Genomic DNA, 22,031 nt, shown 5'->3' with positions numbered 1-22,031 from the left:
CGTCGGCGCTCTGCCTCCCGCCACGCCGCGCGTATTTTCCTCCACTGTCCCCCACCTCCCACCACTGCTGAAATTCCAGGGAAAACCATGGGTCCTCGACAGGGGCGACGCGATCGTGACCCCGGTTTGCGGCCGCATTGTGGAAGAAAGGGGAGGGAAGTGGAGTAATGTGGGGCGCACCGGTCGTCGAGGGGAGAGGAGTGAGGTCCGGTGTTCCTGGGCACCCACGCTCCCCGCCTCGATGACAAGGGACGGCTCATACTCCCGGCCAAGTTTCGTGAGGAGCTTGCCGGGGGAGTGATCCTCACCCGTGGCCAAGAGCACTGCATCTACGCCTTCACCGCCGCTGAGTTCGAGCGCATGTACGCCCAGCTCCGCGAGGCTCCCCTGGCGCAGAAGCAGGCGCGCGACTACGTGCGCGTCATGCTCTCGGGCGCCGATTCGCAGATTCCCGACAAGCAGGGACGTATCACGATCCCCGCACCGCTGCGCGCCTATGCCGGGCTCGGACGCGACTTGGCGGTTATCGGCGCCGGCGCGCGCGTGGAGATCTGGGACGCGGGGGCCTGGGAGACCTACTTGGCCGCCCAGGAGCAGGTCTTCGCCGATACCGCGGAGGAGATCATTCCCGGGTTCTTCTGACCCGATGCCACAAGTTCATAGAGCCATCAGGGCACGCGGGAGGGCTGTTGCCTCCCGGTGCCCGGGGACTGCCGGATACGGGTTCCGTTCCGTGAGGTCTCCGCCCGCCGCAGCGTCCGACGCCTCTTCCCCGGCGCCGGAACCCGCGGGAGGAGTCCTGGCAGGACGGAGCCGGTAGACGGCGTCCCGAGCAGCCAACACCACTTACACGCCCGTGCATGCGGCGCCGCGACAGTCGTAACGCCGCCGCACCGACTACCGGCCGGAAGGAGGACACTCGTGAGCAACACCCCTGCGGACGGGCAGGCGGCCGCCGCGGCCGACCACCACACGCCCGTCCTACTGGGACGCTGCCTGGAACTGCTTGCACCAGCGTTCACCGTCCCCGAGCCGGTCATGATCGATTGCACGCTCGGGATGGGTGGGCACGCCGAGGGCGCCCTGGAGCGCTTTCCGCAGCTGACACTGGTGGGTATTGACCGGGATCCTCAGGCCATCGCGCTTGCCTCGGCGAGGTTGGCGCGTTTCGGTCACCGGTTCCGTGCCGTACGGGCCACGTACGACGCCGTCGACGCAATCGCCGCCGAAGCCTCCCGGCGCCCGGACGGAACGGTTGACGCAGTCCTGATGGACCTGGGGGTGTCCTCCCTCCAGCTCGACGACGCCGACCGCGGCTTCTCCTACGCCCACCCGGCCCCGCTGGACATGCGCATGGACCAGTCAGCCGGTCGCACGGCCCAGGACATCGTGGACACTGCCGATGAGCAAGAGCTCACGCGCATCCTGCGTGACTACGGCGAGGAGCGCTTCGCGGCGCGTATCGCCGCAGCCATAGTGAGACGTCGCAGCGCCGGCAGCCCCGTAACCAGCACCGCCGAGTTGTCCGAGCTGGTGCGCGCGAGCATCCCCGCCGCCGCCCGTCGGCGCGGCGGCCACCCCGCGAAGCGCACCTTCCAGGCGCTGCGGATCGCCGTCAATGGCGAACTCCAGCTACTGGAACGCGCCCTGCCCCGGGCGCTGAACAGCCTGCGGGTAGGCGGCCGCCTGGTGGTCGAGTCATACCAGAGCCTTGAGGACCGCATCGTCAAGCGGGTGCTGGCGGCCGGCGCCACCTCGGGGGCGCCGGCCGACCTGCCCGTCGTCCCGGACGATCTGCAGCCCTACCTGGAGCTACTCACGCACGGTGCCCAGAAGGCTGACGCAGCCGAGTTGGAGGCCAACCCCCGCAGCGCCTCCGTCCGGCTACGGGCTGCCGTGCGCACCCGGCCCGTCGGCCAGGCTCCTGCCCCAAACCATGACGCATATGCCCCAGCCGGAAACACACGAGGAAGGAACTGCCGATGACCACCGCAGCCAAGGTTCGCCGGAGCGCCACGGCCAATCCGTCCTGGCGCTCACTGACCGACGGTGCCACCGCGCGGGCAGCCCGCAGGGGTGCTCCGCAGACGCGCCCCGCAGCCGAGAGCTCCGGCCGACCCGAGCTGCGGGTGGTGCGGGGCATTGCGCCCTCGCCGCGCACCCTGCCGTTTCTGGCACTGGTGATCGGTATTCTCGCATGCGCCCTGGTATCAACCATGCTGCTCAACGCCCGGATGGCGGATACCGCGTACAAGATGAAGACCGCGCAGGTTGAGCTCAACGTTCTGCGCGACCACATAGAAACCGTACGCGCAGACGTGCAAGAGGCCTCGGCCGCGGACACGTTGGCGGCAAGGGCGGCGAAACTGGGCATGGTCCCGGCCGCAGCACCCGGAGTCATCGACCTGTCCGACTCCACCCTGGCGGGCGGCGCGCCCGCCGAGGCGGGCGAGGCGGACGAGGCCAAGTGAACCCGGTCAACCCGAGTAGGCGTCGTCTGCTGCAGTTCATGGGGCTGGCAGGATTCGGGACGCTGGCGGCCAGGACAACCTGGCTACAAATGGTGCGGGGCCCGGAGCTGGCTGCCCAGGCCCAGGCCGAACGTACTGTGACCTGGGTCAATCGCGCCCCCCGGGGTGACATTCTCGGCCGCGACGGCACGATCCTGGCCTCATCCGCAGTCTCCTACGACATCGGCGTGAACCAGGTGAAGATTGCCCAGTACGAGCGCTGGGAGGAACGTACCGACCCCGATACGGGACAGACCGTCAGTGAGCTCGTCGGTCATGGAGCAGCGGCCGCAGCGGAGCAGATAGCGGAGATTCTGGAGCTGGACGCTCAAGAGCTGGGTGCCATGATGGTGGGGGAATCCACCTACGCCATCATTGCCGAGGCCGTCGCCCCGGACACCTGGCGGCGGATCAATGCCTTGGCTATCCCCGGGGTGGAGCCGGATCAGCGCACCCGGCGCACTTACCCTGCGGGTTCCGTCGCAGGCAATGTCCTGGGGTACACCCAGGAGGACGAGGGGCGCGTCCTCGTCGGCACCGCTGGACTGGAGCTAACCCAGAACGACGCCCTTACCGGAACCAATGGGAAGGGGAGCGTGGAAGTCGGCAAGCTCGGGGCGATCATCCCCACCGGCAGGCAGGAGGAGGTGCCGGCCACGGCGGGAACGGCGGTGCGTACCACCATCAATCCTGACTTGCAGGCGATCGCCCAGGACGCCATTGACGAGGTGGTCCAGGCGCAGGGAGCCGACTGGGGCTGCGTGGTGGTAATGGAGCCCGCCACCGGCAAGCTGCTCGTGCTCGCCGACTCCGGTGCCGTGAACCCCTCCGATCCGGGGGCCACTCCGGAGGAGTCGCGTAACGCGCGCAGTGTGCAGGCGATCTTCGAGCCCGGGAGTGTGGGCAAGGTGATCACGTTCGCGGCCGCCCTTGAGGAGGGCACCATGGATCCGCAGGACACCTGGACGGTTCCCTACACCTGGACCGCGGCCAACGGGCAGACCTTCCGCGACTCGCACTACCACGATACCCAGACGCTCACATCCGCCGGAGTGCTGGCCGAGTCCTCCAACGTCGGCACCGTCCAGATCGGCGAGCAGCTAGACGACCAGGTGCGCTACGACTACCTCAGGCGGTTCGGCTACGGGCAGGTCACCGGGATCGAGATGCCCGCCGAGTCGGCCGGCATCCTCAGCGCGAGCTCGGACTGGGATGACCGCACCCGCTACACCACCATGTTCGGCCAGGGAATCGCCGGCACCGCCCTGCAGGCCGTGCAGGTGCTCGCCACGGTCGCCAATAAGGGCGTGCGCGTGGCCCCGCGCGTGGTGGACGCGTGGATCGACGCCGAGGGCAACGAGATCATGCAGGACACGCCCCAGGGAGAGCGCGTGATCAGTGAGGCGACTGCGCAGACGCTGACGGACATGCTCATCGGTGTCACGCAGGAGGGCGGGACCGCCGAGGCGGCCTCCATCGACGGCTACCTGGTTGCGGGCAAGACCGGTACCACGGAGATCCTCACCGAGGACGGCACGGTCGCCTCCTTCGTCGGCTTCACTCCGGCACGTGACCCGGCCATCGCTGTCGCCGTTATCGTCTATCGCCCGGACGGCACCTACGGTGGCACCGTCTCCGCGCCGGTGTTCCGCAAGGTCGCCCTGGCTGCGATGCATACCCTGGGCATCGCCCCGGACCCCAGCGTCATCGCCGCTCAGGCCGCAGCCGAGGCGGACGCCGTCGTCGCGGCCGGCCAGGGCGAGAGCGCAGGTGAGGAAGGATGAGTACCCTCGTCCTGGCACGTGTCGCCCGACGCCCGGCGGTCGTAACCGTCCTGTCACGATAGATTGGGGTCCTATGAGCAACCACGCTTACGAGTCGGCCGCCCGGCTGCGCCCGCAACGGTGCGCACCCACCACCCTCAGCGACCTCGCGCGTACCTTCTCACTGACCCCCGCAACCCGTGAGGACGGCGGTGTGGACAGCGTCGACGGGCTGGAGATCGTTGGCGTCAGCGTAGATTCTGCGGATGTGGCCGCAGGCGAGCTCTTCGCGGCGCTGCCGGGATTCAGGACCCATGGCGCGGCCTACGCCCCACAGGCAGTCGCCGCAGGCGCGGTTGCGGTGCTCACCGACTCGGCGGGTGCCGCCATGGTACATGCGGACTGCCCCGGTACCCCGGTGCTGGTCCACCCCGATCCGCGCGCCGTCGTGGGGCCGCTGGCGGCGGCGGTCTACCACCAGCCGGCCACGCAGCTGCTCACCACCGCCGTCACCGGAACCAACGGCAAGACCACGACCTCCTACTTCCTGGACGCAATCATGACCGCACACCGGGGTGCCTGCATGGTCGCCGGAACCGTGGAGCTGAGTGTGGGTGATATATCAGTGGAGTCGCCCCGCACCACCGTCGAGGCACCCGTGCTGCAGCGCATGCTGGCCCTGGCCGCCGAGCAGGGCGTGGGGGCCGCCAGCCTGGAGGCCTCCAGCCACGCCATCGTGCTGCACCGCCTGGACGGGCTCGTCGTGGACGTAGCCGGATTCACCAACCTCCAGCGTGATCACCTGGACTTCCACCAGACCATGCCGGAGTACTTGGATGCCAAGGCGCAGTTGTTCACCCCCGAGCACGCACGCCGCGCCGTCATCTGCGTCGACGACGAGTGGGGTGCGCAGCTGGCCGGACGCATCGCGGCAGCCGGGCGGATCCCGGTGGACCGGGTGCGCGCCTACGCAGATGGCGCGGCAGGCACAGCGCCGGACGGCACCGACTGGTGGGTCAGCGACGCCGCCGTGTCCATGACTGACTCCGCCACCACCTTCACCCTGCACGGCCCTGCCGGCGAGGCCATCAGCGCCGCCTGCCCGCTGCCCGGACTCGTGAACGTCCAGAACGCCGCCCTCGCCCTGGTCATGGCGATCCGTGCCGGCGTACCGTCCGAAACCGCGGTGGCGGCACTGGCCACCGCCCACAACATCCCCGGCCGCATGCAGCGCATCAGCCAGCGCGACGGCGTGCGCGGCACCTGCATCGTGGACTTCGCCCACACTCCCGACGCCATGGAGCTGACCCTCAAGGCAGTGCGGCAGATCACCCCGGGGCGCCTCATCGTGGTATTCGGCTCCGACGGCGACCGCGACCGCGGCAAGCGGCCCATGCTGGGCGAGGTCTGCGCCAGGCTGGCCGATGTGCTAGTGGTCACCGACGAGAACCCCCGCAGTGAGGACCCGCAGTCGATCCGTGACGCCATCCTGGAGGGCGTGCGTGCCGTGCGCCCAGACCTGCACGACGTGGAGGAGATCACCAGCTGGCGGGGTGATGCGGTACGCCGCGGCGTCGAGCTGTGCGGTCCGCAGGACACGGTGATCGTGACCGGCAAGGGCCATGAGCCGTTCCTGGAGATCGCCGACGAATTCATCCGGTACAACGATGCTCCCGTCATGCGGGAGGCGGTCCTCGCCAAGTGGGGGGAGAGCGCATGATCGACCGTCCCCTGACCGAGATCGCCGCCTTCACGCAGGGCGCGCTGGTGCCGGCCGACGCCGCTCCCGCAGTGGATGCGGCGGCCGCCGGCGCGGTAGTTACGGACTCCCGCCGAGCCGGCCCCGGGGCCTTGTTCGTCGCCCTGGCCGGCGAGCGCACCGACGGGCACGCCCACGTCGGTGCGGCAGCCACCGCCGGAGCCGCCGCAGCCCTGGTCAGTGATATCTCCGCCGCCCGCGCGTCCCTGAGCGCCGCCGGAGCGGAGCTGCCGCTGATCGTCGTGCCGGACACCGTGGCGGCGCTCGGGGCACTGGCCCGCGAGCACCTCGCCGACCTGCGCCGTCGGGCGGTACAGCGCGGCGGCGCGCTGACCGTCGTCGCCGTCACCGGTTCGGTGGGAAAGACCACCACCAAGGACCTGACCCGCCAGCTGCTGGCCGCGCAGGCCCCCACCGTCGCCCCGGTGGCCTCCTTCAACAACGAGATCGGCCTGCCGCTTACGGTCCTGGAGGCCGATGCCGATACGCGCTTCCTGGTGCTGGAGATGGGCGCGTCCGCACCCGGGCACATCGCCTACCTGACAGACATTGCCCCGCTTGACGCCGCCGCCGTGCTGATGGTCGGCCATGCCCATATGGAGGGCTTCGGCTCGGTGGAGGGAGTCGCCCGGGCCAAGGCGGAAATCGTCCGCGGCCTGCTGCCCACGGGGACAGCCGTGCTCAACCTGGACGACCCCCGTACTGCGGCCATGGCGCAGCTGGCTCCCGCAGCGCTGGCGTTTTCCGCCTCAGGCACGGCTCAGGCCGATGTGCGGGCACAGGAGGTCACGCTCGACGCCGACGCGCACGCCGTCTTCGACCTGTACCTGCCCGGTCTGGACGGGCCGCGCAGGGTGCGCCTGGCCGTGCCTGGTGCGCACAACGTCGCCAACGCCCTGGCTGCTGCGGGCCTGGCCCTGGCTGCCGGAGCTGCACCCGAGCACATCGCCGCCCAGCTCACCCAGGCCCGCCTGGAGAGTCCCCACCGGATGGATGTGACTGTCCTGGGGCGGAACCTGCTGCTGATCGACGATGCATACAACGCCAACATAGACTCCATGACCGCCGCCTTCGAGTCGCTCGGCTCCCTGGCCGGCGGCCGGCGCCGAGTCGCCATCATCTCGGAGATGCTGGAGCTGGGTGAATCCTCTGTGCGGGATCACGCCCGTACCGGAGAATTGGCCGCTGACACGGGTGTCGCGCTGCTGGTCACCGTCGGACCCGGTGCCGCCCCAGCCGCGGCCGCGGCCCGCGCCGCCGGGGTGAGCACGCTCGAGTTCGCCGACGCCGATGCGGTCCTTGCGGCTCTGGACTCACCGGACGGCCCGCTGCGCGATGGCGACGTCGTCCTGGTCAAGGGGTCCAATGGGTCGGGCGCCTGGCGCGTGGCAGACCACCTCAGGGACAGTTTGAAGGAGAGGGACGTCCAATGACAGCAATCCTGGTCTCTGCGGCGGTTGGCTTGCTGACCACGCTCCTCGGCACGCCGCTGCTGATCCGCTTCCTCCACAAACGCGAATACGGACAGTTCATTCGGCAGGACGGTCCCCAGGGGCACTTCACCAAGCGTGGCACGCCCACGATGGGGGACTGGTAATCATCATCGCCACGGTGCTCGGATACGCCGTGGGTAATCTGATTGAGCTGCGTACCCCACACACCAGCGGCGTGCTGCTGCTGTTCCTCATCATGGGGCTCGGGCTCATCGGCTTCCTGGATGACTTCGAGAAGATCTCCAAGCAGCGCTCCTTGGGGCTCAGCCCCTGGCAGAAGATCCTCGGCCAGGCGTTCATCGGCATCACCTTCTCGGTAGCGGCGCTGAACTTCGCTAACCGCAACGGGCTCACCCCAGCCTCCACCCGCATCTCCTTCGCCAGGGACTCGAGCCTGGACCTGGCCTTCGCCGGCGCCGTCGGCGGCATCATCCTGTTCACCATCTGGTCGAACTTCCTCATTACCGCCTGGTCTAACGCCGTCAACCTCACCGACGGGCTGGACGGCCTGGCCGCCGGCTCCTCCGCCGTGGTGTTCGCCGCCTACACGCTCATCGGCGTGTGGCAGACCAACCAGTCCTGCACCTACGGCCACGGCGACGTGGTGGCCACACTGTGCTACCAGACCCGGGATCCGCGTGACATGGCCATGATCGCGGCGGCGCTTATGGGCGCCTGCTTCGGCTTCCTGTGGTGGAATGCCTCCCCTGCCAAGATCTTCATGGGGGATACCGGCTCGCTCGCCCTGGGCGGCGCCGTGGCGGGATTGTCGATTCTGACTCGCACCGAGTTCCTGGCGGTGCTCATCGGCGGGCTGTTCGTAGCCGAGGTCATGAGCGACATCATCCAGGTGGTGTCCTTCAAGTCCACCGGCAAACGCGTATTCCGCATGGCCCCGCTGCACCACCATTTCGAGCTGGGCGGCTGGACCGAGGTCAATGTGGTCATCCGCTTCTGGATCATCACGGGCGTGTGCGTAGTGCTCGGGCTGGGCCTGTTCTACGCCGAGTACCTGGTTTCCTGATCGGGATCACGAGCGTCGTGGGCCCAGCTCGAGGGGCCGCGGCGCCGCCAGCAGTCACCCGCGAAGTGGAGGTCATAGGCACCGATGAGTAGCAGCACACAGGTCGAGGCACTGGCCGGGGCGCGTGTGGGGGTCGTAGGGATCGGCCGCACCGGCCTGGCAGTGGTTGACGTGCTCACGTCCCTGGGCGCGCGTGTCACCGTATTCGACTCCTCCGGCTCCGCCGTCGACGCCCTCGCGGATACCCTCGGGGCCGGCACGGCTGCGCGGCTGGAGGGCACGGTCGTCGGCGATGACTCCACAATCGCGCACGCCCTGACTACCGCGGACCTGCGCCTGCTCATTGTGTCTCCCGGTGTACCGGCTACCGGTCCGGTGCTCGCCGCGGCCCGGGCCGCGGGAGTGCAGACCTGGAGCGAGATCGAGCTTGCCTGGCGGCTCCAGCGTGCCTCCGCCCGCCCCGACGTGCCCTGGCTGGTGGTCACCGGCACCGATGGCAAGACCACCACCGTCGGCATGCTTGAGCAGATCCTCGCCGCCGCCGGACTGAACGCGCCCGCAGTCGGCAACATCGGCGCCCCCGCGATCACCACGGTGGCCGAGGGACGCGCCGACGCCCTGGCCGTAGAGCTGTCCAGCTTTCAGCTGCACTCCACCCATACGCTCAGCCCCCTGGCTGCGGCCTGCTTGAACCTCGCCCCGGACCACCTGGACTGGCACGGGTCCATGGCCGCCTACGCGGCGGACAAGGCCCGCGTGTACGCCCGTACCCGCCGGGCGGCCGTCTATAACGTCGCCGACGCCGCCACGATGACGATGGTGGAGCAGGCGGATGTCGTTGAAGGATGCCGCGCCGTCGGCTTCACCACAGCGGTGCCGGCGCTCGGTCAGGTCGGCTGCGTGGAGGACATGCTCGTGGACCGGGCGTTCCACGCCGAGCGGCGCAGCAGCGGGGTGGAGCTGGCCACCTTCGCCGATCTGGCGCACCTGGCACCCGGTGGCGAGGCCGCCAATGTGCCCGCCCACATCGTCGCCGATGCGCTGGCGGCCGCCGCGCTGGCCCTCGCCAGTGAGGCCGTGGCGCAGGACCCCACCGCCATCGCGCGCGGGCTACGCGCCTACCGCACCGGCGCACACCGCATCGTCACCGTCGCCGTGCATGACGGGGTCACCTGGGTGGATGACTCCAAGGCCACCAATCCCCACGCCGCTCAGGCTGCACTGATGGCCCTGCCGCGGGGTAGCGGCGTATGGATCGTGGGTGGTGATGCCAAGGGCGCCACCTTCCACGAGCTGGTGCGCGCGGTTAGGCCGCATTTGCGCGGCGCGGTCGTCATTGGCCGGGACCAGGCCGCCGTGCTGGGGGCGCTGGCCGAGCAGGCCCCGGAGCTGCCGGTGACCACGGTCCCCGACGGCACCCCGCAGGCGGTAACCGACGCGGCGGTGGCTGCGGCCGCCGCGCTGGCCGAACCCGGAGACACCGTGATGCTCGCCCCCGCATGCGCCTCATGGGATCAGTTCGACTCCTACGCCCAACGCGGCGACCTGTTTGCCCGCGCCGCCGCCCGGGTGACGCAGTCAGCAGCGGTATCAAAAGCGGTATCAGAAGCGGTAGCGGGTGACGCAGCCGAGGGCGGGCGCCGAGATGACTGAGACGGACATGACGCCCGCGCGTCGCTGGTCGAGGCGAGCGCGATTCTTGCGAGGCGCTGACGGCCCGGTCGAGGGCGAGAGCAGCACCCTGAGCTATTACGCCCTGTTGGTATCCACCTTGGCACTACTCGCCTTCGGGCTGATCATGGTCTTCTCGGTGCAGTCGGTGACGACTGCGGCCGACGGAGGCAATGCGTTCACCGCCTTCTCCAAGTACCTGGTCTTCGCCGTCATCGGGCTGCTCGGCATGTGGGTGCTGTCGCGCTTGCGGCCGCGTTCGCTGAAACGACTCGCCTGGCCGGCGCTGCTGGCATCCTTCGCCCTGCAGCTACTGGTGTTCGTTCCCGGCATTGGCATCGACGTATACGGCAACCGGAACTGGATCCAGCTGCCCGCGGGCCTGGGCACGGCCCAGCCGTCGGAGTTCATCAAGCTGGGGCTGTGCCTGTACCTGGGCGTGATGGTGTCCCGCCACCGGGACGCATTCATCGGCGGTGTGCGCACGGGGCGCGACTTGGCGCGATTCCTGGGGTGGATACTGCTGCCGGCCGGCCTGGGCATCGGGCTGGTGATGGCCGGGGGCGACCTGGGCACGGTGATCGTGCTCACGGCACTGGTGGCCGGGGCGCTGTGGCTGGGCGGACTCGGTTGGCGCTGGTTCGCCGCTCTGGGGGCATCGGCCTGCTCGGCTTCGCGGCGGCGTCGATGCTCTCCGCGAACCGCCGGGCCCGCATCCTCGCCTGGTTGCATCCGGACCGCTACGACCCCCTTGACGTCGGCTACCAGCCTCAGCACGGGCGCTACGCCCTGGGCACCGGTGGATTGCGGGGGGTGGGCCCCGGCTCCTCACGGCAGAAGTGGGGCTACCTGACCCAGGCCGATTCCGACTACATCTTCGCCGTCCTGGGTGAGGAGTTCGGCCTGGTGGGCACGCTGTTCGTAATAGCGCTATTCGTTGTGGTCGCCTGGTGCTGCCTGCGCATCGTCCGCCGTAGCCAGTCCTTGTACGTCGCGGTGGTCACCGGCGGCATCATGACCTGGATCGTGGGGCAGGCCCTGATCAACATGAGCGTAGTGGTCGGCCTGCTGCCCGTGCTGGGGGTGCCGTTGCCCCTCGTCAGCGCGGGTGGCTCCGCGCTGGTGTCGGTGCTGCTCGCCGTCGGGGTGCTGCTCGCCTTCGCCCGCAACGAGCCCGGCGCGTCTGCGGCGCTGCGCTCCCGTACGGGCGCTGTACGCCGTACGCTGGCCGTCATCGCACCGCGCAGGAGGAAACGTGCCTGAAATGCCCACCCAGAGTTCCGCTGCGGATGACCGCGCGGGTCGGCCACTGCGGGTACTGCTGGCCGGCGGCGGCACCGCCGGCCACGTCAACCCCCTGCTGGCAACGGCCGCCGCCCTGCGCGACGCCGCCTCCGGGGGCGATCCCGGCACCAGCATCCTGGTCTTGGGCACCAAGGAGGGACTGGAGCAGCGGCTCGTCCCGGAGGCGGGCTACGAGCTGGCTCATGTGCCCCGCGTGCCCATGCCGCGCCGCCCCACCGGCGACCTGCTGCTGTTGCCGCGCCGCCTGCGCGGTGCCGTCGCCGCCGCAGGTGAGGCAATCAGGCAAGTCGACGCCGACGTCGTGGTCGGCTTTGGCGGCTTCGTCTCCACGCCCGCCTACCTGGCGGCCAGGAGCGTCGGCGTGCCCGTAGTGATTCACGAGCAGAATGCTCGTCCCGGGCTGGCCAATCGGCTCGGGGCCCGCTGGGCGGCCGCCGTCGCCCTCACCTTCGCCTCCACACCCCTCGCTGCGGCTCACGGCCGGACCGAGGTCACGGGCCTGCCTCTGCGGCCGGCGATCGGCTCCCTGGTGGAGCGGCAGCGTGCCGATGCCGCCGGCGCCCGCCGGGATGGCGCCGCCGCGCTGGGACTGGACCCGGCTGCCACTACGGTGCTCGTCACAGGCGGCTCCCTGGGAGCCCAGCACCTCAACGAGGTCATGTGTGAATGCGCCGACCGGCTGCCCGCCGACCTGCAGGTGCTGCACCTGACGGGCCGGGGCAAGGACGCGCCGGTGCGTGCCGCCCTGGAACGCGCGGCCGCGCGCACTCCTGGGCTGATGGAGCGCTACCACGTCCTGGACTACCTGACGGAGATGGAACAGGCCTACGCCTGCGCCGACGGCGTGATCTGCCGCTCCGGTGCGGGCACCGTGGCCGAGCTGACCGCCCTGGGGCTGCCCGCCCTCTACGTCCCCCTGCCCATAGGCAATGGGGAACAGCGGCTGAATGCGGCGGACTGCGTGTCTGCGGGCGGGGGACAACTGGTGGCCGACGCCGATCTGGACGCCGAGGACATCCTCGGCTTCACTGCGGTGCTCACCGACGAGTCCCGGCGCAGGTCTGCTGCCGCGGCCGCAGCCTCCACCGGCGTGCGTGACGGGGCGCAGCGCCTGGCGGCGCTGATCCGCGAGGTAGCCGCAGTCGGTTGCGGTGATGCCGCCGCCGCAGCGGATAACGGCGCGCCCGCCGACCCGAGCAGCGGGTCGGCTACCGGGGACTTCGGTGGTATCGCGGCGCCAGGGGAGCCCGCGGGGATTAAGGACGTCGCGGATATCGATGACTTCGAGGGCAAGGAGCAGAGCCGGTGACCGATGATCAACTGTCCCATGCCCTCCCTGTCAGCCCCGCAGGCACCGGCCCGCTCCCGGAGCAGGCGCTGGCGGCGGAGGAACTGACCGGACGGGCCTTCCACCTGATCGGCGTCGGCGGTGCTGGGATGAGCGTGGTGGCGCAGATCCTGGCCGAGCGCGGTGCCGTTGTCACCGGCTCCGACGCCAACGGGGGAGAGGCTTTTGAGCAGCTGCGTCAGCAGGGTCTGGGGGTGCGACTGGGCCACGCCGCAGCCAATGTTCCGCCCGAGGCCACCGTGGTGGTGTCAACCGCCATCAAGGACTCCAACCCTGAGCTGAGGACGGCGCGGGAGCGCGGCCAGACCGTGATCCACCGCTCGCAGGCCCTGGCCCTGGCCGCCCGGGGACGCGATTTCGTTGCCGTGGCGGGCGCCCACGGCAAGACCACGACCTCGGGAATGCTCGCCCAGGCGCTGTCCGTTGCCGGTCAGGATCCCTCATTCGCCATCGGGGGAGTGGTGCGATCCCTGCGCACCGGTGCGCACCTGGGCGGGGGGCGGGCCTTTGTCGCGGAGGCCGACGAGTCCGACCGCTCCTTCCTCAACTATGCCCCCACCGTCGAGATCGTTACCAATATCGAGCCGGATCACCTGGACAACTACGGCACCGCGGAGGCCTTTGCGCAGGCCTTCGTAGCCTTCGTTGAGCGCCTGCTCCCCGGTGGGCTGCTGATCGCCTGTGCCGACGATCCCGGTGCCCTGCGGCTGGCCCGGCAGGCGGTTTCCGCCGGCACCCGAGTGACCACCTATGGCACCACCGAGCCCTCCGCCATTCCCGGCGGTCCGCTGCCCGGTGCGGCGCACGTTCGCGTGGAGGTCGTCTCTCGCAGCGCTACCGGTACCAGCGCCCTGATTACCCGTTGGGATGATGTCGGCTCAGCCACGATTTCCGGGGCCGGCTCCAGCTCGGGACCGGTGCCGCTGGAGCTGTCGATTCCGGGTGACCATGTCGCGCTAGATGCGGCCGCCGCCTGGGAGGCCGGGTGCGAGCTCGGCGTCTCCGCTGAGGCAATGGCCGCCGCCCTGGGCGCCTTCGCCGGCACCGGCCGTCGCTTCGAGCACCGGGGGGAGGCGGCCGGCGTCCGCGTGATCGACGATTACGCGCACCACCCAACCGAGATCGCGGCACTCCTGGCCGCGGCGCGGGAGGTCGCGGACGCCCGCGGCGGTCGGGTTATCGCACTGTTCCAACCCCACCTGTTCTCCCGTACCCGTAACTTCGCAGACCGGTTCGGCGCCGCCCTGGCAGCCGCCGACCACGTAATCGTGACTGCGATCTACCCGGCTCGTGAGACCCAGGCCGACTTCCCCGACGTCACCGGCCAGAGCGTAGTCGACCGCATTCCCGGCGACGGCCGCTACATCGCCGATGCCGAGGCCGCCGCCGAGGCCGCCGTCGGCCTGGCACGACCCGGTGACCTGATACTGACCATCGGTGCCGGCGACGTCACCCGCCTGGGGCCGGTAATCCTGCGCAACCTGGCCGAGCGCGCGAACCCGGCATGATGCGCAAGCCGAGCCGCCCCAGGCCCCGCGGCGCAGCCGTGGAATCCGTATCCGTACCGTCCGATCCCGCCCGCGTCGACGCCGCAGGCGACCCCGTACAGGCCCCTGCCGCCGCCCCGGCTGCCGTAGAACCGCTGCAGGCTCGCGGTGACCAAGGCTCCCGCGCCCTGGGCCCCAGGGGGGTGAGCCGGGACCGGGTGGTCTCCTCGGGCTTGTCCGACCGGCTGGAGGAGCGTCGTCGTGCCCGCAGGCGACTGGGCCGCGGGCGGCTGGTGCGGGCCGCGGGAGCTGCGGCGGTGATCGCGCTGCTGGTATGGGCCTGCCTGTTCTCACCGCTGCTGGGACTGCGCCCCAACGAAATCACGGTCACGGGTGCGGACGGCAGCGTGGACGCGGGTGACGTGCAGGCGGTGCTTGCACCCCACCGCGGGCAGTCCCTGCTGCGCCTGGACGTCACCGCCCTCGGTGAAGAGGTGGCGGACTCCCTGGTGACCGTGAGGTCTGCGGCGGTGACCCGTTCATGGCCGCACGGCCTGGCGGTACGCCTGACCATGCGCATTCCGGTCGCCGTGCGGCAGGTCGACGCCGGTTACGAGGTGCTTGACGGCGAGGCGGTGGTCCTTGAGACGGCGCAGCGGGCTCCGGAGGGCTTGGCGGTTATCGCCGCGGAACCCGGGCAGGAGCTGTCGGAGTCCCAGGTCTCAGCCGTAACGGAGGCGATTGGCAGCCTGGATCCGGAGACACGCACGCAGGTCTCCGGCGGGCGAGTCTCGCAGACCGGGCAGGTGACGCTGACCCTGGTGAGCGGTGCCACGGTGATGTGGGGCCAGTCCACGGACAATGAGCTCAAGGCTCGGGTGCTGGCGGTGCTGCTGCGGCAGGAGGCGGACACCTACGACGTGTCCAGCCCGCACAGTCCGACCACGTCCTGACACGCCGAACCAAATACACTGCGGGCGGCTGGGGGACCCATAGCGTTGGGCACGTCATCGGAAGAATGACATAAGTATAGACCTCGACTTCAGGTTGAAGGTTGAGGGGAGTCCCCTGGGGCTCGGCACTAAACGCGGAGGCAGACAGTGGCGGAATCGCAGCACTATCAAGCAGTCATCAAGGTGGTGGGCGTCGGCGGAGGCGGCGTCAACGCCGTCAACCGCATGATCGAGGCCGGCCTGCGCGGCGTCGAGTTCATTGCCGTCAACACCGACGCGCAGGCGCTGCTGATGTCTGATGCCGATACCAAGCTCGATGTCGGCCGCAACCTGACGCGTGGCCTGGGTGCCGGCGCCGATCCGAGCATCGGCCGCAAGGCCGCCGAGGACCACCAGGACGATATTCAGGAGGCCCTCGAGGGGGCCGATATGGTCTTCGTTACCGCCGGCGAGGGCGGCGGCACCGGAACCGGCGCCGCCCCGATCGTCGCCAAGGTGGCGCGTTCACTCGGTGCGCTGACCATCGGGGTGGTGACCCGGCCCTTCGCCTTCGAGGGACGGCGTCGCGCCACTCAGGCCGAGGACGGCGTCACCAACCTGCGTGCCGAGGTCGACACCCTCATCGTCATCCCCAACGACCGCCTGCTGCAGATCGCGGACCGCAACATCAGCGTCGTTGACGCCTTCAAGCAGGCCGACCAGGTGCTGCTCCAAGGTGTCCAGGGCATCACCGAGCTGATCACCACCCCCGGCCTGATCAACGTCGACTTCAACGACGTCAAGTCCGTCATGCAGGACGCCGGCAGCGCCCTGATGGGTATCGGCTCCGCCACGGGAGAGGACCGTGCGCTGACTGCCACCGAGCAGGCCATCGCATCCCCGCTGCTGGAGTCCTCCATCGACGGCGCCCACGGCGTACTGCTGTTCTTCCAGGGCGGCAGCGATCTGGGCCTGTTCGAGATCTCCGAGGCGGCCAACCTCGTCCGCGAGGCCGTTCACCCCGAGGCGAACATCATCTTCGGCAACGTGGTGGACGGCGCCCTGGGCGACGAGGTGCGGGTCACCGTCATTGCCGCGGGCTTTGACGAGGACCCCGCCGTCGAGCCCCGCGCCGAGTCGAGCGGGGCCGGCCTGGCGCGGGCGGCTTCCTCCGCGGGGTCGGCGCGAGCCGCCGCTCCTGCTGCCCCGACCCGCGGTGCGCACGCAGCTGAGAACCCAGTCACGCGCCCCGTGCCCGCGGTAGCGGCGCCGGTCACGGCCGAGGTGCCGAGCTACGTGGATGAGTCCGTGCCGGAGGCTGAGCCCGAACTGGCTGTCCCCCGCGTAATCGGCGTCGACGCTGAGAAGGATGACATCGACCTGCCCGACTTCCTGCGCTGACCAGTGGGTGGGCAGGTGTGCTCCCCGGCCCTGATCCCAGCCGACCTGGGGGCCGGCGCGCGCGGCTACTTCACCACCCGCACGGCGCCGGATGGGCCTGATTCGGACGGCGGCCCGTACGCGGGCTTCAACCTCGCCGTCCACGTAGGCGATGACACGGCGCGGGTTGCTGACCACCGGGATCGGCTCGCGCAGGCGATTGGTCTTGCCCCGGATGCGACCGGCTCTGCCTCCGGTTGTGACCGCACGGGCATTGCGTGGATGAATCAGGTGCACTCCACCGGCGTTGCGGCCGCGGATGCGGGTGCTGCGCCCACCGCCGATGCGCTGCTGCTTGACGCACGCGCCCCGGCGTCGGCGGCGGCTGCGGCGGTGCTCGTGGCGGACTGCGTGCCGGTGCTACTGGCCGGCGCTGACGGAGCCGTGGTGGCAGCTGTCCACGCCGGCCGTCGTGGCCTGCTGATGGGCATAGTCCCGGCCGTGTTGGCGGCATTCGGGGACCTCGGCGTGGATCCCACCGGTATCTGCGCCGCGGTGGGGCCGGCGATCTGCGGCGCCTGCTACGAGATCCCTGAGCAGTTGCGACTCGAGGCGACGGCGGTGGAGCCCGCCTGCCATGCGGTTACGCGATGGGGCACTCCCGGCATAGACCTGGCTGCAGGGGTCTGCGCCCAGCTGGAGCGTGCCGGGGTGGGAGGCATCACCAGGGTCGATCGGTGCACCTATGAGGAGCCAGGACTGTACTCCTACCGCCGCGACGGCGTCACCGGGCGGCAGGCGGGTGTGGTCGTGCCGGCGCCCTAAGGCACTCCGCGCCCGCGGCCCGAGTGAGTGATCTGGGCGACCCTGCGAGTACTGGCATAACGCACCCGGCGCGTTCGGTGACACGCCGCGGCGAATCAGCGGCAGGAGTGCTTGCGCCCGATACCGTCAGCCACATCCGGATCGCAGGGACCGGACGGATAAGGAGCACCCCATGAGCGCACTGCGCAAGATGACCAACTTCCTCGGCTATTCAGAGCCGACTGACGATGACTTCGCAGACGCCCCCGAGGCCGTCCCCACCGATTTCACTCAGGACCTGGTCGGCGAGTATGCCGATCGCGAAGATGAGGGCAAGGTCTACGACGCCCCCTTCGAGGAGGTGCCCGCACCGGCCGAGGCCCCGGACCTGCGCCGGATCGTGACGGTACACCCCTCCACCTACAACGAGGCCCGCGTGATCGGGGAGGCCTTCCGTGACGGGGTTCCGGTAATCATCAACCTCACCAATATGAGCGAGTCCGACGCCCGCCGCATGGTTGACTTCGCTGCCGGCCTGGTATTCGGCCTGCACGGCGCCATCGAGCGAGTCACCCCCCGCGTCTTCCTGCTGACCCCGACTTCGGTTGAGATCGACGACGGCGAGGGCTCGGAGGACGCTCACGGTCGCTTCTTCAACCAGAGCTGAACCGAGGGCCTGGTGCTGGCACTCGTTTCAATTCTGCGCAGCCTGCTCGATCTGTATGTTCTGGTCCTGCTGACAAGGGTAGTGCTGGACTGGATCCAGCTGTTTGCCCGGAACTGGCGTCCCAGCGGCGTCGTACTCGTGCTGGCCAACGTCGTCTACGGGCTGACTGATCCGCCGCTGCGTCAAATCCGCCGCTTCATGCCGATGCTGCGCCTAGGCGCGGTCGGCGTCGATCTGAGCTTCCTGGTCCTGTGGTTCGGGATCGTCATTGTCCGGCGCCTGCTCCTGCTGCTGGTGTGACGGTTCACGCGTGCCGCCGGACCGGACAATCGGTATGAGGTCAGCCCGAATGCATGCCGCGGCACGGCATGTGATGGTAGCGTGACGCGCGGTCCGTCCTGCGGAGCCGAGGCAATGCGGTGCGTGACCAGTCCCTTCCGGTTTTACTCGCATCAGGAGACGAGCGTTCTCGACGGCACGAGTCCGGGTTCTCCGGCGCTCGTGCGGCTCGCGATACGACTCACCCCACGACGCTGAGGAGATCACCATGACGCCGCTGACATCGGATGACATCTTGAACAGGAAGCTGCCAACCACACGGTTCCGTGAAGGATACGGGCAGGACGAGGTTGACGAGTTCCTTGACGAGGTTATTGCGGCCATGCGGAGTCTCGAGCACGAGTTGGCGTCCGCGAAGGCCCAAGTCGCGCGCCTGGAGCGTGCCAATGCGCGGCTCAGGGGCAGGAGGGGGCAACTCCGGGAGCGTGACATGCGCCTCCGAATATGGCCTGAACCTGGAGTTCAGGTAATCTGTCCGCATGAGTCGCCGGTCCTCCGGTGCTCGTGGCATCTACCGTAACGACACCGAGGTGACGACTATGACGCTGCTGACCGCAGACGACGTCCTCAATAAGAAGTTCCAGGCAACCAAGTTCCGCGAGGGATACGAGCAGGACGAGGTTGACGAGTTCCTTGACGAGGTCGTCGAGGCCATGCGCCAGCTTGAGGCCGAGAACGCCGATCTCAAGGCCAAGCTGGAGGCTGCCAACGCCCGGGTGGCGGAGCTGGGCGAGGGAACGCAGGCGGCTCCCGCTGCGCAGCAGGAGACCACGGTGGTGGAGCCTGTCGTCGAGCAGGCTCCCGCCCAGGCCGTGGAGGAGTCTCAGGAGCCGGCGGCCGCTTCCGGCATGCTCGAGCTGGCCCAGCGCTTGCACGACGAGCACGTCGCCAACGGCAAGGCCGAGGGCGAGCGCATCATCGCCGAGGCCCGCGCCACCGGCGAGCAGGTCGTGCGCGAGGCAGAGGACCAGCGCAACCGCACCCTGGCTCAGCTCGAGAAGGAGCGCTCGGGGCTGGAGCACAAGATCGACGAGCTGCGTCGCTTCGAGTCCGACTACCGGACGCGCCTGAAGAGCTACCTGCAGAACCTGCTCACCACCGTCGAGGACGGCAACGAGTCCGCCAGCCCGAACTTGTGACGGACGGCGCTTGCAGCCGACGCGGACTCCCGCGTCGGCTGCGACTGCCACTGGCCCGTCGGTCGGGGGCGGCGCACCCTACCGGGGCGCCGCCCCCGACCTGCGTGCGCCCTTGATACTTGCCAACCGCAGCGTTGACCCATACGTGTAAGGACCATGAGCGATTCCACTGAGCCCGCCAGGCCGCTCCGGCCCGGCACTGCTACCGATCCAGGCGCCGCATCGGCGAAGTCCCCGGGCTTGGCCACACGGCGTTACACGGCGTTCGTGTGGCTGTTGGCCGCAGCGGTTCTGGTTGCCGACCAGTTGACCAAGGTATGGGCGGTGGCGGCGCTCAGCGGCGGTCGGCGCGTGCACCTGCTGGGCGACTGGCTGACCCTGGTGCTGGTGCGCAATCCTGGCGCCGCGTTCTCCTTCGCCACCGGGCAGACCTGGATCTTCGGCCTGATCGCCATTGCGGTGACGGTTGCGGTCGCCCGCATGTCGCGGCGGCTGGGATCGGCCTGGTGGGCGGCGGCGCTGGGTCTGGTACTGGGAGGCGCGGTGGGCAATCTCATCGACCGGCTGGTGCGTTCTCCCGGTGTCCTACGCGGACACGTAGTGGACTTCATCGACTACGGCGGCTGGTTCGTGGGCAATATCGCCGATATCGCTATCGTGGTGGCAGCCGTCGTGATCATGGTGCTGTCCCTGCGGGGCCTCGAGCTGGATGGCACTCGCGCCGGTGCCGGTCGGGGTCGGCATGCGGAGGCTGAGGCATGAGCCTGCGGCTGCTGCCGGTTCCGGACGGGCTGGCCGGGCAGCGAGTCGACGTGGCGCTTGCGCGTATGACAGGGCTGTCCCGCTCCAGGGTGGAAGCCCTGTGCACCGCCGGCAGGATCCGGGTCGATGGCGCCCCGGCGGACAAGTCCCTGCGCCTGAATGCGGGCGCCATGATCGAGGCTGACCTACCCGACCCCCGCCCGGCGCAGCCCGCACCGACTCCGGTCGACGGCCTGGGGATCCTGTACGAGGACGATGACATCGTCGTCGTCGACAAGCCGGCCGGCGTGGCAGCGCATCCCTCCGTCGGCTGGGAGGGGCCCGACGTGCTGGGTGCTCTGAGAGCCATGCATGTGCGTGTGGCAACCTCCGGAGCCGCCGAGCGCCAGGGCATTGTCTCCCGGCTGGATGTGGGCACCTCCGGTGTCATGATCGTAGCCAAGGGGGAGCAGGCCTATTCTGTGCTCAAGCGTGCCTTCAGGGAGCATGCGGTTGAAAAGGTCTACCACGCACTCGTGCAGGGCCACCTTGACCCCTCCTCGGGCACGATCGATGCCCCCATCGGCCGCCACCCCGGGCGCGAGTGGAAAATGGCGATCATTGATGGCGGGCGCGAGTCCATTACCCATTACGACGTCATAGAGGCGATGCCCTACGCGAGCCTGGTAGAGGTCCACCTGGAGACCGGTCGTACCCACCAGATCCGGGTGCACATGGCCGCCGTCGGCCACCCCTGCGTGGGAGATACCACCTACGGGGCCGACCCGGCCCTGACCTCTCAGACCGGCCTGAAGCGGCAGTGGCTGCATGCGACGCGGCTCACCCTCGCGCACCCAGTCACCGGTCGCGTGCTGACCTTCCGCAGCGACTACCCGGATGACCTGGTCCACGCCCTGGAGGTCCTGCGCCTGCCCTGAATTCGCCGAGGTCGGTAGAAGCGGTCGCCGGGAGGGGCGCTACGCTGTCCGTACTCGTGCCGCACCCCGGAGGTGAGTCTTGCCCCACGACCCGGTCTCGACCGGCCACCCGCCGCTGCAGATCGAACCACTGCGCGCCGTCGTCGAACCGGTCTCCTTCGCTACGGCCCGCGGCGACGACGCCGACCCCGCCCTGGACACGGTGCGGTGCGGCTTGGCGGACGTGCGCCTGGAGGTGTTCGTCATTGAGCAGGATGTACCGCTCGCCCTGGAGATTGACGCCCGCGACTTCGAGGCGACCACGATCCACCTGCTGGCTTCCGGCGCAGACGGTGCACCGCTGGCCTCCGCCAGACTGCTGATCGACTCCGGCCACCCCGGGCAGGCGCACCTGGGCCGCCTGGCTGTGCGGCGCGCCGCACGCGGCACCGGCCTGGGTGCGCGGATGGTGGCCGCCGTCGAGCGAGCCGCCCTGGAGCATGCGGCCGTGGCGACTTCGCCGATGGCTTACGGCGAGTCGCACGCCGGTCCCGGGACGCCGCCCGACTCCGCGCCGGGGGCGGGGCGGGCGGCCGTCACCGTGGTGCTCTCCGCGCAGGAGCACGCCATGGGCTTCTACCGGCGCTGCGGCTACCGGGTGCTCACGGGCACGCGCTACCTGGACGCCGGCATCTGGCATCAGGACATGGCCCGCACGCTCCTGCGCCCCTAAGATGAGCCGCATGGCAGAG

The 22,031-nt window shown here is 69.6% G+C and carries 18 protein-coding genes and 3 pseudogenes; all 21 read left to right on the top strand.

Annotation, left to right across the window (positions count from 1 at the left end; translation table 11 throughout):
- Nucleotides 1-210 precede the first annotated feature (210 nt).
- The 21 genes and pseudogenes from mraZ to CWT12_RS07750 all read left to right on the top strand — a co-directional run bounded on the left by mraZ (nt 211) and on the right by CWT12_RS07750 (nt 22,012).
- A complete protein-coding gene (mraZ, locus tag CWT12_RS07850; RefSeq protein ID WP_161924364.1) occupies nt 211-642 on the top strand; it encodes a division/cell wall cluster transcriptional repressor MraZ in 432 nt (143 codons plus the stop codon).
- Nucleotides 643-921: 279 nt separating this feature from the next.
- Nucleotides 922-1,986: a 16S rRNA (cytosine(1402)-N(4))-methyltransferase RsmH gene (rsmH, locus tag CWT12_RS07845; RefSeq protein WP_161924363.1), complete on the top strand. Its 1,065-nt coding sequence runs from the start codon at nt 922-924 to the stop codon at nt 1,984-1,986.
- Nucleotides 1,983-2,471 (top strand): hypothetical protein, encoded by a 489-nt coding sequence (locus CWT12_RS13970; protein ID WP_237564088.1) that lies wholly within the window; start codon nt 1,983-1,985, stop codon nt 2,469-2,471. Before rsmH ends, CWT12_RS13970 begins: the two co-directional genes overlap by 4 nt.
- Nucleotides 2,472-2,509: 38 nt before the next feature.
- Complete coding sequence (locus tag CWT12_RS07835; protein WP_161925373.1) at nt 2,510-4,294, top strand: peptidoglycan D,D-transpeptidase FtsI family protein; 1,785 nt, start codon at nt 2,510-2,512, stop codon at nt 4,292-4,294.
- Nucleotides 4,295-4,367: 73 nt separating this feature from the next.
- The gene (locus CWT12_RS07830; RefSeq protein WP_161924362.1) at nt 4,368-5,993 is read left to right on the top strand and encodes a UDP-N-acetylmuramoyl-L-alanyl-D-glutamate--2,6-diaminopimelate ligase; all 1,626 of its coding nucleotides are present in this window, start codon (nt 4,368-4,370) and stop codon (nt 5,991-5,993) included.
- Nucleotides 5,990-7,465 (top strand): UDP-N-acetylmuramoyl-tripeptide--D-alanyl-D-alanine ligase, encoded by a 1,476-nt coding sequence (locus CWT12_RS07825; RefSeq protein ID WP_161924361.1) that lies wholly within the window; start codon nt 5,990-5,992, stop codon nt 7,463-7,465. Before CWT12_RS07830 ends, CWT12_RS07825 begins: the two co-directional genes overlap by 4 nt.
- Nucleotides 7,462-8,549 (top strand): annotated as a pseudogene (gene mraY, locus CWT12_RS07820) (phospho-N-acetylmuramoyl-pentapeptide-transferase). Before CWT12_RS07825 ends, mraY begins: the two are co-directional and overlap by 4 nt.
- Before the next feature lie 84 nt (nt 8,550-8,633).
- A complete protein-coding gene (gene murD / locus CWT12_RS07815) occupies nt 8,634-10,202 on the top strand; it encodes a UDP-N-acetylmuramoyl-L-alanine--D-glutamate ligase (RefSeq protein ID WP_161924360.1) in 1,569 nt (522 codons plus the stop codon).
- Nucleotides 10,195-11,483: pseudogene (gene ftsW, locus CWT12_RS14690) on the top strand (putative lipid II flippase FtsW). Before murD ends, ftsW begins: the two are co-directional and overlap by 8 nt.
- 1 nt (nt 11,484) lies before the next feature.
- The gene (locus CWT12_RS07805) at nt 11,485-12,834 is read left to right on the top strand and encodes a UDP-N-acetylglucosamine--N-acetylmuramyl-(pentapeptide) pyrophosphoryl-undecaprenol N-acetylglucosamine transferase (protein ID WP_161924359.1); all 1,350 of its coding nucleotides are present in this window, start codon (nt 11,485-11,487) and stop codon (nt 12,832-12,834) included.
- Between the two features lie 68 nt (nt 12,835-12,902).
- Nucleotides 12,903-14,381, top strand: coding sequence for a UDP-N-acetylmuramate--L-alanine ligase (gene murC / locus CWT12_RS07800; protein WP_161925372.1), 1,479 nt, complete (start codon nt 12,903-12,905; stop codon nt 14,379-14,381).
- A 38-nt stretch (nt 14,382-14,419) separates the two neighbouring features.
- Complete coding sequence (locus tag CWT12_RS07795; protein ID WP_237564087.1) at nt 14,420-15,313, top strand: cell division protein FtsQ/DivIB; 894 nt, start codon at nt 14,420-14,422, stop codon at nt 15,311-15,313.
- A gap of 147 nt (nt 15,314-15,460) precedes the next feature.
- Nucleotides 15,461-16,693, top strand: coding sequence for a cell division protein FtsZ (gene ftsZ / locus CWT12_RS07790; protein WP_161924357.1), 1,233 nt, complete (start codon nt 15,461-15,463; stop codon nt 16,691-16,693).
- A gap of 15 nt (nt 16,694-16,708) precedes the next feature.
- Entirely contained in the window at nt 16,709-17,497 is a 789-nt protein-coding gene (locus CWT12_RS07785; protein ID WP_161924356.1) for a polyphenol oxidase family protein, read from the top strand.
- 172 nt (nt 17,498-17,669) lie between these two features.
- Nucleotides 17,670-18,143 carry a cell division protein SepF gene (locus tag CWT12_RS07780; protein WP_161924355.1) on the top strand — a complete coding sequence of 158 codons (474 nt, stop codon included), beginning with the start codon at nt 17,670-17,672 and terminating at the stop codon, nt 18,141-18,143.
- A gap of 9 nt (nt 18,144-18,152) precedes the next feature.
- The gene (locus CWT12_RS07775; protein ID WP_161925371.1) at nt 18,153-18,443 is read left to right on the top strand and encodes a YggT family protein; all 291 of its coding nucleotides are present in this window, start codon (nt 18,153-18,155) and stop codon (nt 18,441-18,443) included.
- 247 nt (nt 18,444-18,690) lie between these two features.
- Entirely contained in the window at nt 18,691-19,002 is a 312-nt protein-coding gene (locus CWT12_RS14370) for a DivIVA domain-containing protein (protein WP_161924354.1), read from the top strand.
- Nucleotides 19,003-19,021: 19 nt separating this feature from the next.
- Nucleotides 19,022-19,621, top strand: a complete 600-nt coding sequence (locus CWT12_RS07765; RefSeq protein ID WP_202616334.1) for a DivIVA domain-containing protein — start codon at nt 19,022-19,024, stop codon at nt 19,619-19,621.
- Nucleotides 19,622-19,777: 156 nt separating this feature from the next.
- Nucleotides 19,778-20,350, top strand: a pseudogene (gene lspA, locus CWT12_RS07760) (signal peptidase II); the annotation flags it as partial.
- 29 nt (nt 20,351-20,379) lie between these two features.
- Entirely contained in the window at nt 20,380-21,300 is a 921-nt protein-coding gene (locus CWT12_RS07755; protein ID WP_161924352.1) for an RluA family pseudouridine synthase, read from the top strand.
- A 79-nt stretch (nt 21,301-21,379) separates the two neighbouring features.
- Nucleotides 21,380-22,012, top strand: coding sequence for a GNAT family N-acetyltransferase (locus CWT12_RS07750; RefSeq protein ID WP_161924351.1), 633 nt, complete (start codon nt 21,380-21,382; stop codon nt 22,010-22,012).
- Nucleotides 22,013-22,031: the final 19 nt, after the last annotated feature.

This window comes from Actinomyces sp. 432, from assembly GCF_009930875.1.
Classification (GTDB): domain Bacteria; phylum Actinomycetota; class Actinomycetes; order Actinomycetales; family Actinomycetaceae; genus Actinomyces.
Note: the sequence above shows the minus strand (reverse complement) of the source record. Positions and strands in the feature narration are given on the sequence as shown.

Bases quoted from the DNA above. Each gene is read 5' to 3' on its own strand.
- CWT12_RS13970 (WP_237564088.1), top strand. From the start codon at position 1,983: ATGACCACCGCAGCCAAGGTTCGCCGGAGCGCCACGGCCAATCCGTCC.
- CWT12_RS07835 (WP_161925373.1), top strand. From the start codon at position 2,510: ATGGGGCTGGCAGGATTCGGGACGCTGGCGGCCAGGACAACCTGGCTA.
- CWT12_RS07830 (WP_161924362.1), top strand. From the start codon at position 4,368: ATGAGCAACCACGCTTACGAGTCGGCCGCCCGGCTGCGCCCGCAACGG.
- CWT12_RS07825 (WP_161924361.1), top strand. From the start codon at position 5,990: ATGATCGACCGTCCCCTGACCGAGATCGCCGCCTTCACGCAGGGCGCG.
- murD (WP_161924360.1), top strand. From the start codon at position 8,634: ATGAGTAGCAGCACACAGGTCGAGGCACTGGCCGGGGCGCGTGTGGGG.
- CWT12_RS07805 (WP_161924359.1), top strand. From the start codon at position 11,485: ATGCCCACCCAGAGTTCCGCTGCGGATGACCGCGCGGGTCGGCCACTG.
- CWT12_RS07780 (WP_161924355.1), top strand. From the start codon at position 17,670: ATGAGCGCACTGCGCAAGATGACCAACTTCCTCGGCTATTCAGAGCCG.
- CWT12_RS14370 (WP_161924354.1), top strand. From the start codon at position 18,691: ATGACGCCGCTGACATCGGATGACATCTTGAACAGGAAGCTGCCAACC.
- CWT12_RS07765 (WP_202616334.1), top strand. From the start codon at position 19,022: ATGACGCTGCTGACCGCAGACGACGTCCTCAATAAGAAGTTCCAGGCA.
- CWT12_RS07755 (WP_161924352.1), top strand. From the start codon at position 20,380: ATGAGCCTGCGGCTGCTGCCGGTTCCGGACGGGCTGGCCGGGCAGCGA.